This is a genomic window from Bartonella sp. CR84HXZ (assembly GCF_042194535.1).
In the GTDB taxonomy this organism is placed as follows: Bacteria; Pseudomonadota; Alphaproteobacteria; order Rhizobiales; family Rhizobiaceae; genus Bartonella; species Bartonella grahamii.
Genome location: NZ_JBHIMY010000010.1, coordinates 50,487 through 60,558, shown reverse-complemented (window position 1 = coordinate 60,558; position 10,072 = coordinate 50,487). Strand labels below are relative to the sequence as shown.

10 protein-coding genes and 1 pseudogene are annotated in these 10,072 nt (G+C 36.0%); 4 read left to right on the top strand and 7 right to left on the bottom strand.

From position 1 onward, the window contains the following. From ACFIKD_RS05985 to ACFIKD_RS05975, 3 genes are all read left to right on the top strand, one after another. On the top strand, positions 1–551 hold a 551-nt coding region (locus ACFIKD_RS05985), incomplete at its 5' end, for a lambda exonuclease family protein (protein ID WP_375647480.1). Positions 552–671: 120 nt separating this feature from the next. Further along, positions 672–890, top strand: a complete 219-nt coding sequence (locus ACFIKD_RS05980; RefSeq protein WP_273723922.1) for a hypothetical protein — start codon at positions 672–674, stop codon at positions 888–890. Positions 891–898: 8 nt separating this feature from the next. Beyond that, positions 899–1,942 carry a tyrosine-type recombinase/integrase gene (locus ACFIKD_RS05975; RefSeq protein ID WP_375635686.1) on the top strand — a complete coding sequence of 348 codons (1,044 nt, stop codon included), beginning with the start codon at positions 899–901 and terminating at the stop codon, positions 1,940–1,942. 987 nt (positions 1,943–2,929) lie between these two features. Here the strand turns inward: ACFIKD_RS05975 and ACFIKD_RS05970 are convergent. Next, entirely contained in the window at positions 2,930–3,334 is a 405-nt protein-coding gene (locus tag ACFIKD_RS05970; protein ID WP_273788300.1) for a flagellar protein FlgN, read from the bottom strand. A 2,731-nt stretch (positions 3,335–6,065) separates the two neighbouring features. Beyond that, positions 6,066–6,296 (bottom strand): hypothetical protein, encoded by a 231-nt coding sequence (locus ACFIKD_RS05965; protein WP_143711778.1) that lies wholly within the window; start codon positions 6,294–6,296, stop codon positions 6,066–6,068. Positions 6,297–6,724: 428 nt separating this feature from the next. On the opposite strand from ACFIKD_RS05965, the pseudogene ACFIKD_RS05960 reads away from it, so the two are divergent. Next, positions 6,725–7,083, top strand: a pseudogene (locus ACFIKD_RS05960) (integrase); the annotation flags it as partial. Between the two features lie 79 nt (positions 7,084–7,162). On the opposite strand, the gene ACFIKD_RS05955 reads toward ACFIKD_RS05960, so the two are convergent. The 5 genes from ACFIKD_RS05955 to parA all read right to left on the bottom strand — a co-directional run bounded on the left by ACFIKD_RS05955 (position 7,163) and on the right by parA (position 10,027). Next, on the bottom strand, positions 7,163–7,381 hold the full coding sequence (locus tag ACFIKD_RS05955; RefSeq protein WP_375636402.1) for an EexN family lipoprotein: 219 nt from the start codon (positions 7,379–7,381) through the stop codon (positions 7,163–7,165). Between the two features lie 3 nt (positions 7,382–7,384). Then, on the bottom strand, positions 7,385–7,651 hold the full coding sequence (locus ACFIKD_RS05950) for an EexN family lipoprotein (protein WP_375644940.1): 267 nt from the start codon (positions 7,649–7,651) through the stop codon (positions 7,385–7,387). A 188-nt stretch (positions 7,652–7,839) separates the two neighbouring features. Then, entirely contained in the window at positions 7,840–8,076 is a 237-nt protein-coding gene (locus tag ACFIKD_RS05945) for an EexN family lipoprotein (RefSeq protein ID WP_375636398.1), read from the bottom strand. A 1,094-nt stretch (positions 8,077–9,170) separates the two neighbouring features. Then, entirely contained in the window at positions 9,171–9,401 is a 231-nt protein-coding gene (locus ACFIKD_RS05940; protein WP_015856697.1) for a plasmid partition protein ParG, read from the bottom strand. Continuing rightward, positions 9,398–10,027: a ParA family partition ATPase gene (parA, locus tag ACFIKD_RS05935; RefSeq protein ID WP_375647479.1), complete on the bottom strand. Its 630-nt coding sequence runs from the start codon at positions 10,025–10,027 to the stop codon at positions 9,398–9,400. Before parA ends, ACFIKD_RS05940 begins: the two co-directional genes overlap by 4 nt. Positions 10,028–10,072: the final 45 nt, after the last annotated feature.

Here is a 10,072-nt window from a genome sequence, read left to right as displayed (position 1 = left end):
TCAGTAAGACAGCAAAAGGATTGCCTACAAGCAAATATGAAGACTACAAAATCAAACTCATAACAGAGCGCTTAACAAGAGAAACAAGCCCCTATTATGAAACTGAAGATATGCGTTGGGGTATTGAGCATGAAGAAGATGCCTTGAGAGAATATGGCTTCATTTATGATGCCGATATAACAAAATGCGGCTTTATCCAACACCCCACAATCCAAATGGCGGGGGCTAGCCCCGATGGTCTCATTGGAGAAGACGGTTTAATCGAAGTCAAATGCCCCAGATCAGTAACACATATGCGCTTTTGTATAGGTGACGAAATCAAACCAGAATATCACGCACAAATGCAATTCCAAATGGCTTGTACAGAACGAAAATGGTGTGATTTCGTAAGCTATGACCCACGTTTTACGGGGGAATTCTTTCACTTACGCATGAAAGTCAAGCGTGTTTTCCGTGATGATCAACAAATTGAACAGATTAATCAAGCTGTTGAAACCTTTTTAGCAGAGATAGAACGAGAGATACAACAACTCTCAACAAAAGCTGCTTAACCTTATGGGGGTGTTTTGTTCCCCGCATATCTACGAGCACCCCCACCCTTCCTAACAACTTTCAACACAAGCGTGATTCACGCCACACGTGAATTGCATCTCAATGTAAGGAGAAAAGATATGGCGCCTCGTCCAGCTGCTATAACGCAACCAGCCATTGCACGCGCTTTAAGAGAAGCTAAAAAACAAGGTTGTGAACTCGTAGAAATCAAACCTACCGGTGAACTGCTTATCTATCTCAAATCCGATATTCCACTACCAAATTCAGCAGCGCATCCAGACAAACTTTTAGATTTGTCAAAGAATGAATATTACGAAACCGCGCTCTCTAAGATGTAAAATTGATTATGCCAAAACCACGCCCTCCTCATCTTGTCAAACAAATTACTCAACATGGCAAAATTGTATGGTATGTACGTATTGGTCATGGCAAACGCATTAGAATACGCGGTACCTATGGAACGCAAGAGTTTGTTGATAACTACAAAAGCGCACTTGCCGAGTTACAAGGACTTATACTTCCTAAATCCAAAACCGGTAAACTTGTTGAAGGTTCATTTGCATGGCTGCTTAAACAATACTTTAACAGCTCTAATTGGCATAGCTACTCTAATACTACAAAGAAACAAAAAGAATACATTCTTATGAAGATATGCGACTCCATAGGAAATATTCCATACCAAGCAATTGAAAAGAAACATATCATAGCCGGTGTTGAACGGCGCAAAGAAACACCAGCAATGGCTAGAAACTTTCTGAAAGCCCTTAATGGACTTTTTAATTGGGCAATTGATCAAGGTCTTTTGGAAAATAATCCAACTTTAGGCGTCAAAAAACCTCCTCTTAAAAATAAAAGCGGCTTTCCTATTTGGACAGAAGAAGATGTTGAGAAATATTATCAAAGATGGTCCCATGGTACCCATGAACGCGTTTGGATTGATGTTCTTTTATATACGGGCTTGCGTCGTGGTGATGCGGTACGAATTGGTTGGAAAGATGTGAAAGATAATATCATTCATCTTAAGACAGAGAAAAGTAAATTCCAAACAGATGTCTTTCTACCTATTTTACCGGAATTAGCCAAAACGCTTGAAGCTGGTCCTATTGGAGTAGAAACATTCATCTGTAGTAAAACTAATCAAAAACTCTCCAAAGAAAGCTTTGGCGATACATTTAGAGACGCTTGTAATGCGGCTGGCATTAAAAAATCGGCGCATGGATTAAGAAAATTAGCAGCAACACGCGCAGCTAACTCTGGTGCAACAGTATCACAACTCAAAGCAATTTTTGGCTGGACAAATGATGCTATGGCATCTCTTTACACAAAGAGCGCAGATCGTAAAAGACTAGCTCTTGAAGCTATAAAAAAGCTCCAAAAAGATGAGGGATAGAGGCAAAAAAACTCAATAGAATCAAGATTCACCTATTCCCCCATATTAGACATAACTATTTTATTTTACTTGCTTTTTATATACCATTCACGGACACCACCGTGAAATGGGATTGGGTGCCTTAAGAGATGTTTCTTTAAAAAAGCACGTGAATTGGCAACACAATGACGTTCTGTTTTACATGAGGGGCGCGTGCCCCCATTAAAGAACGAGAGAAACTGAAGCGTGAAATAATGCGTGATCTTCATCATTTAACAGATAGTGCTTTAGATGCTTTTGAACAAAATAAAGCTAAATTAAAGGATGGTGGTACAGAGGAAAGCTGATTTCTAGCCCTTTATTCTTTCCCAATAAGATCGCCTCCCCATTTAAAATATTACGCCAACAAAGATATAAGCAATCTATTCACTCAAATCTGGATGCTCTCTCCAATCTGGCATACAAAAACTAAAAACAGCAGAAGAAAATATTAAACCGCTTTAATTTTTGTCTCAAACATATAGATTCAAACAACTAACCGCTTCATATCACCACACTTCAAAGGACAGTGCTCTATAAGGCTTATAGGCAATATTCATCACATACTCTCAAAAGACTAATGCATAAAACCTTACATTACCATAGCTCCAAGCAAGCTGTTTTTAAGGCATCACGGGCTGGTCTAAATATTCCCTTGATCGCCTCCCTAAACTAAAAAATGAAGCTCCCTATTAACTCAGTCTGCAAACAATACTCCGTAAATATTCCCCCTTCTCTTAGTCCTCTCCCAGCTAGCTTCCCACAGCACGCGGTTCACATCACTACACCTTAAAAGACACTGTTTTAAGAACAGCGTTTTACAGTACAACAGGATAATAATTTAAATACCCAAATGCGCTTAAAACAAGTCTACTCACTAAACGCATTATTTATCCAAATTTATCCAAATAAACTGATCTACCTAATCATTGTCATAACTTAGAACAGCCAATATTCACCAGATTTGAATCATTCCTCTGTTTCTTTTACGCGTCCAGATAGTTGCATAGCTCTAGAAAGATCATTAACTGCATTTAAATGCGTCTGAAGCAATTCACTATTACGCTGTAATTTTTCTTGTAAATCAGACAACAAACTTTCAACTTCATGCTCAATATCTTGATTCATGTAGCGCTTCACATCGCTCATGGATTTATTAAGATCACGCAAACCACGTATTTTACATAAATTTATTTCTTCGTAATCTGGAACACCACTGCTCTCTAGCATATTGCTTTCATAATCAACAACTTGAGCTAATCCTTTAACAGCAGCAACAAATTTTGTCATCGCCCAATCACGATCAATAAGATTATTATCAAGAACTTTTGCTTTTGATGCAAAACTATCATCACCATATTGCACTACAGACATTTTTACTTCCCCTTCAACACTCTTGTTCAATCTTTCAAATGAGGGAGATTAAACAGGTTCTCTTCAATGCTGATACACTCAATAAAGCTCGTGGTGCGAACATCGCTCAAACAACAGCACGACAATCCTTCAAAGCGTATACCACTTCAACTTTCAACGCATTCTCTCAAGTATTTTTCTTGCTTTGCTCCAAAACCACATTGCGGCTATACTAATTCACCAAAACGCTATAAACTTAAACCTTACGCAGCAATATCGAAAATTCTACATTTGCTCTATCTATTTTGGTCTATTTCGCCTTGCCGATTTTATTTTGCCTATTTCGTCACCAGCACGCCTTCAACAGAAAACAACAACGCTCTCACGAGAACTTTGTCCACAAAAAGACCACCTCCCGACAAAAACCCACAGCATATCTCGCAGCATATCAAAGACTTAAGCTCATTAAAAATTTCAGCATTTTAACGATAGCAGCATCTTACCCTCCATAACCTTATGGCTTTTTTTGCACCTAAACTTGCATACCTTCCGGCACCCCATAAGATGGCACCCTACAAAATTAGTTGCACCCATTCAAAAAGACACACCCTCCCCCATGCTCCTTCTGCACATATGCAGCACTTCGCATAAAAAACAAAAAGAATGCTCTTTTGAACAGATTAGCCATACAGCAATATTAAAAAAGACATCTTAAAATAGCTAAACAGCCATCAATCTCCCTTTTTTTAATTATCATTCGCTTTTCTTTGCAATGAACGACTATATAAGATTTTTTGAACCTTTTCAAGAGTTTCTTAGCCAATCAATTCGATACGTCTTCAATTGCATATTCACGCGCTTGTTTTAAAGAAACATCTCTTAAGTGTACCCAAGCCTATTTCGCGCCATAACCCATGAATAATATAATGATAAATCCCCCATGACATGTATAAAATCCATTGAGCACTGTCCATCTTTACGCTTAATAAAAGAAGCAAGCCAGCACACCATCACATATTTTGCTAGCCCCTCATGTTGCGATATCCTTGACATTTAAGTGCGGTTCAAAAAGCATGCCTTTCTTGTACAGTTTCGCTCCGCATGGACCCTCCCCACTTGTAACTGCAAAAGACATGGTTTTGGTTGATTAAACCTAGAGCAGAATTGGAATGAAAAAATTTTACGGTATTCAGGACTCTAATTCAAGTTGAATAACGATAGATTATCATTATAAATCAAAATATTATCCAATGCATAATGCTTAACGCTCCCCACATTGATATTTTCAGAATTTCCACAGCATCTTCCTATAGGTTATTTCACTCCATAACACAGTTTGCTCTTAATATCGCGGCTTTACATGTGCTACTGGTATAAAAACATAGAAACAATCATTTTATAATAAAGGTACAATTTTTGTTACGAACTTTCTCTCATTTTCAATCTTCTAAATGCAGCTCTTCTCTTTCATACTCATCACATTTCAAATCTATCCCATGTTGAATAAATTAAATTTACTTGTTTGCACATCACAAACAACGCCCTGATGTGTTGATAAAATACACTGAAAGAAAAATGCCTCTTATGAACCGTCTCAAATGCCAAGGGCCATAGTAAACATTGGAAGCAAGCGTACGATGACAGTGACTTGCTATTTCATAAGTGTAAAGATGGTAGCATTCTATAGATTTTTATATTATTCAAATTTTATATTATTTCACGAGAGCTTTACTGTTATACCATTTACGAGTGTCATCGTAAAATGTTTGTCGTGTGCATTGAGAGATGTTTTCTTACAAGTACATAAATATGCAATACAAATATATTAATATACAACATAAGTATATTTCGTTTGGAACGTTCTGTTCTTTTGTGCAAAACATGCCCATTAGAACAGCATTAACCAATCTTACTATGAGATAAACGATCAGAAAACATTTTTGTCTTCTTCTGTGCACCTTAAAGGACAAAGATCTTAACTCAATCTGCTCTGTACGCAGTCCGAATTTTTGTCAAGCAATCTTCTCTTGACTTCCTACTCATGTGAGTCACTTAAACGAAAGGCTCAATAAATCAACCTACGAATATTCATCGCACACTAAAAAATACTTAAACGTTACAAGAAAACTTATATGCCTTATATTACCGCTATAAATGATAGTGTTTCATAGCATAACAGGATAAAAAAGTTTTCTGCAACACAAAACCTACAAAATCAATTAATATTCTCTTTAAAACTTTCTTTTTTAAGATTTACAGTGCTCTAATCCCTCAAGCCTTTACAAAAAAGGAACGATTTTAAGCTTGCCTAATATATTGTATCAACATATACTACGGTTTGTAACATATTGTTATTCATAAAATCACCTCAAAAAGAACAGAAAGAGGTTTTTATGGCTGATCTCGTAAAAGCCGCAGTGCTTTATTCAACCTTGATTATCACCATGAATGCTTTTGTTGTTATTTTAGTTCTCGTAATAGAAATATACTAAACATACTCTCTTGGCTTTTTGTAATTTGCGCAAACGATCATTTTAATTTTACATAAGATCAAAGCGAAATTTTAACTCTACAGATAAATTACACACCTAATTTCAAACATCGCTTGCAACTATTTAAGTGTTAACTCTGCTTTTTGTATGCATTTTTAACCATCAGTTTCCATCTTTTCACGCTACTTGAATCTCAACTTCATTCCCGCCTTAAAGAACTAAATTTTCTACCAGATCCGATCTGTAAATAATTTGTCTCCTTATTGAGTAAGTTCCTCTTGCTTCTCCCCTTCAGGGCATATCACAATTCTAAAGGAATATTTCAAGAAGCTTATGATAAATCCATTGAACACCATCATCATACACTTGCGAGGGAATAAACCAGCACCATCACATACTTTTCCAGCACCAAATGTTGCAACAACCTTTAATCCTTGAGATAGTTCATAAAAGACATTTTTACTTCTTTCTTCAACAGTTTTTATCCACACGGCTCTCCATGCTTGTAACGTGCAAGTAGATGGTTTTAATTGATTCAACCTAGAACAGATTTTGACGAGATCCTTATTCAACATAAAATAATTAAATTATTTTTATAAATCAAAGTATTATTCAAAAAACAACTCATACATAAAGTTTTGCATGAGCTCCACCACTCAACATAATAATATTACAACACAATTAAAATAAAAAATAACAAGGAAAAACCTTACAAACTCAGAAAAGAGAGGGGGAAAATGAAAAGATATGGAGAGCACTCAATTCCTCACACATCCAGCAAAACCGTCCTAGCAAAACTGCCTCACGTCTTAACTAATGTTATAATATTCTCAAATCAAAAGCAATTTTTTAAAAATATTTTGAGAAAAACATTTAAGTATAAAACGATAATAATTCCATTCAGAATATTTTTCTCTTTATTAAGACAGAGAAAAGTAAATTCCAAACAAATGTTTCCTCCCAATTTTTCCGAAATTAGCCGCAACACTTAAAGCCGGTCTTAGTGTGATGAAACATTTATTTGTGATGAACGCAGAAAAACACCCCAAAGGTAGATTCAATCTCATGTTTTAAATACATGCGACCAAAACATTAAACAATCAGCACATAGTTTGAAAAATTAGCAATGACACGTAGCAACTCATTCGGATGCAATACTATCACAATTGAAAGCACTTTTTGGCTGGACAAATAGACAGTATAGCATCCGTTTACACAAAGAGTACAGATCGTAAACGGCTAATTCTTGAAGCCATCAAAAGGCTCTCTAAAAGTTAGAGAGAGCCTAAAAAACGTAATAGAATCAACAATTAACCAATTCCTTATTGATAGAATCAATTTATTGAATTTTATGTTTTTAATTAATGCCAAACATAAGTTCCATATACGCTTGTCTGGCATGTTGACAATTTTTAGATTTCTTTATAGACGATGGATCCATCTTTTCACACTTTTTTACCCACTCTTCGAGTAATGTTTTATCTTTCTTGAATTCCGCCACGCTGTGATTTTTTTCGCAAGCAGCAAGGACAAGTCCAGTACAAAGCAGCACTGCTGTAATAATGACTTTATTCATGATTTAATTCCCTTCCTTTTTATCTTCAGTTTTTTCTTGGTCATCCTTTCCAGAACCGAAAACTCCCCATTTTTTACGAGTTTCTAATTCAGCTTTTTCTGCGTTTTTACAATTTTGAGAATCAAAACTCCCTGCAATAAAACATTTCTCTAACCACTGATTGAGTAATTTAGGATCTTTCTTAAAATCTGCTACGCTATAGTTTTTCTCGCATCCAGCAACAGCAAGTCCAGCACAAAGCAGCACTGTTGTAATAATGGCTTTATTCATAAATAAATTCCCCTTTTTTCAAATTTACAAAGTTTAGGACACAATTTAGGGTTCCATTAAATTTGTACATTCGGTTCATTGGTGCATTTTCAAAAATTTTAAAATCGACTTCTGTACGCAATTTTTTCCAACCTATGATGATAAATCGCGTACAAAGAAAAACACCGCTATCAATATATTTTTATGATTTAATTGTTGTCCTGCTTTTTTTCAGTTTCATTCCCTTTTTTGCCACTTTCACGAAGTTCCTTTGCAAGATTTCTATAATGCTCTTGAAAAAGCTCCATATCGGCTTGTATGACATTTTGACAATTCTTGGTTGCAAAAGCAGAGGTCCCGATTTTATCGCATTTCTTTCCCCATTCTTGCATCAATTTTTTATCTTTCTTAAATTCCTCAACACTGTAGTTTTTTTCGTGAACCAACAGTAACAAGCCCCGTGCAAAGCAACAGCGCTGTTATAATGATCTTGTTCATGATTTAACCCCTCTCTTTGTTTTATATTTTATTAACAATATCTTTGGATTCACATCCCCTCCTATATTGTGACCTTGCGTCTAACTTTCCTTTGCAAATACGCAAACTTGCAACGCAAACATGTTAAATCATGAAAACTGCTTTTATTTATCAGACTTGCATTTGTAGCATTATCTGCACGGCTGCTCTTTGTATTTGAAGTATTTAAACTTCAGCAGTAATTTTGATATCTTGGCATTTTTCAAAAACCACTTCATCATGAGAAGTCGCACAAAATCTTATCAAAAATTCGTAATGCCTACTTATCATTTCTTAAACCACCGGAAAAGAAAGAAAACTTTAAGTCCCCCTGCACTTTTTAAATGCCAATAGAAATGCTAAAAAAGCGATCTTATACATTATCAATTGAAGCAAAAAAGCCTATTTCCTTGCGTACCATTACGACTGGCATTAACTATTTAAGACTATAAAATCATATAAATGTAAGAAATACTGTCTATAATATGCTCAATGACTTCTTTTGTTTATTAGGAAAACTTATAGCGCGCCAATATCAGTAAATTTTACTTATTTATATCCCCCCTTTATAAACATGAATATAATTTAATAAAATAAATCGCTGCATAACAGAAAAAAATAATCAACGCTACTCTTAATTACATTATTTACGCATGTATTAAGTGAAATAAACAAAGAAATAACCTGACGTTTAAAATCATTATCAAGAAAATTTTTATGGAAGAATAAACTTATCTATTCATCTAGCGGATAAGATAGCGATATAAGATCACAAGTAGTATGATGATTATCATACTTATAGGGAAAAGTTTGTATAGGGAAAAGTTTGAAACGGAGAATTTTTCGCAAACTCATAGCTCTTTCATGAAATGATACAGAACCTTATGAAAAACAACTTAAATGAAGCAGCCCTCGTGAAAAAAGAAGGGAGATTTTATCATTATTAACTTCGTATAAAAACAAATGATATCATCTCTAGAAAAAGTATTCAAACCAACGAAAACTTATTATCATATATCACTTTTTACACTTTTCCGTATTTTTGTGAAAGCAATTCGCGCACCTCATCGGCTATTTTAGTTCCACGACTTGCACAACTTACCTTAATCAATCGATGCAAACTTTCTGGTATATCAATCGTGAGGCGCTTCATACCTCCACTCATGCTCCCTTTGGGGCTTCCTACCCATGCATCTGCTGTTAAAGGAATTGATTTATTCGTTGGTTTCGTGCCGATTTTAATTTTTTTATTCATCGCGCTAACTCCTTGATTTCCGCTGCAACAGCTTCAATCTCTGCTGTTGCTGGTCCTTGCTTATCAACTTCATAAACCGCCTTCCCCTGTGCTGCTGCTTCTGCAAAAATCACGCGCTGCGCAACGCTAGAAGAAAGAACATGCACGGGGTATATGCCAAGAGCTTCGTTCACATCACGCCCTATCGCTGTATTGACTATTTTACGATTAATAACAAAAGCAGATTCAAGATTTTCTTTATAAACACGTGCTTCGTCAATCAGCTTTACAATTCCATCGGCTGCCCAAATATCATAGGGACTAGGCAAAACAGGTATAAGCACCAAATCCGAAGCCATAAGAGCACTACGAGCAAGATCAGTCACACGCGGAGGACCATCGATAATAATATGATCATAACCATGACCAATCTGTGTAATCTCTTTGTGAACCGTTGCACGTGGTAAACCAATAACCGAAAACAAAGGTGCATCTTCACGCGCAGCAGCCCAATCCAATGCGCTCCCCTGTGGATCAACATCAATAAGCAATACCCGTGCACCGGTACGCGCAAAACTGGCCGCAAGATTAACACTCAACGTAGTTTTTCCTACGCCTCCCTTTTGATTCAAAAGTCCAATGATCATTTATTACGCCTTTCAGCATTATCGTTTTTACGATTATACAGAAAG

Coding starts and splice junctions, on each gene's coding strand:
- ACFIKD_RS05980 (WP_273723922.1), top strand. CDS start 672: ATGGCGCCTCGTCCAGCTGCTATAACGCAACCAGCCATTGCACGCGCT.
- ACFIKD_RS05975 (WP_375635686.1), top strand. CDS start 899: ATGCCAAAACCACGCCCTCCTCATCTTGTCAAACAAATTACTCAACAT.
- ACFIKD_RS05970 (WP_273788300.1), bottom strand. CDS start 3,334: ATGTCTGTAGTGCAATATGGTGATGATAGTTTTGCATCAAAAGCAAAA.
- ACFIKD_RS05955 (WP_375636402.1), bottom strand. CDS start 7,381: ATGAATAAAGTCATTATTACAGCAGTGCTGCTTTGTACTGGACTTGTC.
- ACFIKD_RS05950 (WP_375644940.1), bottom strand. CDS start 7,651: ATGAATAAAGCCATTATTACAACAGTGCTGCTTTGTGCTGGACTTGCT.
- ACFIKD_RS05940 (WP_015856697.1), bottom strand. CDS start 9,401: ATGAATAAAAAAATTAAAATCGGCACGAAACCAACGAATAAATCAATT.
- parA (WP_375647479.1), bottom strand. CDS start 10,027: ATGATCATTGGACTTTTGAATCAAAAGGGAGGCGTAGGAAAAACTACG.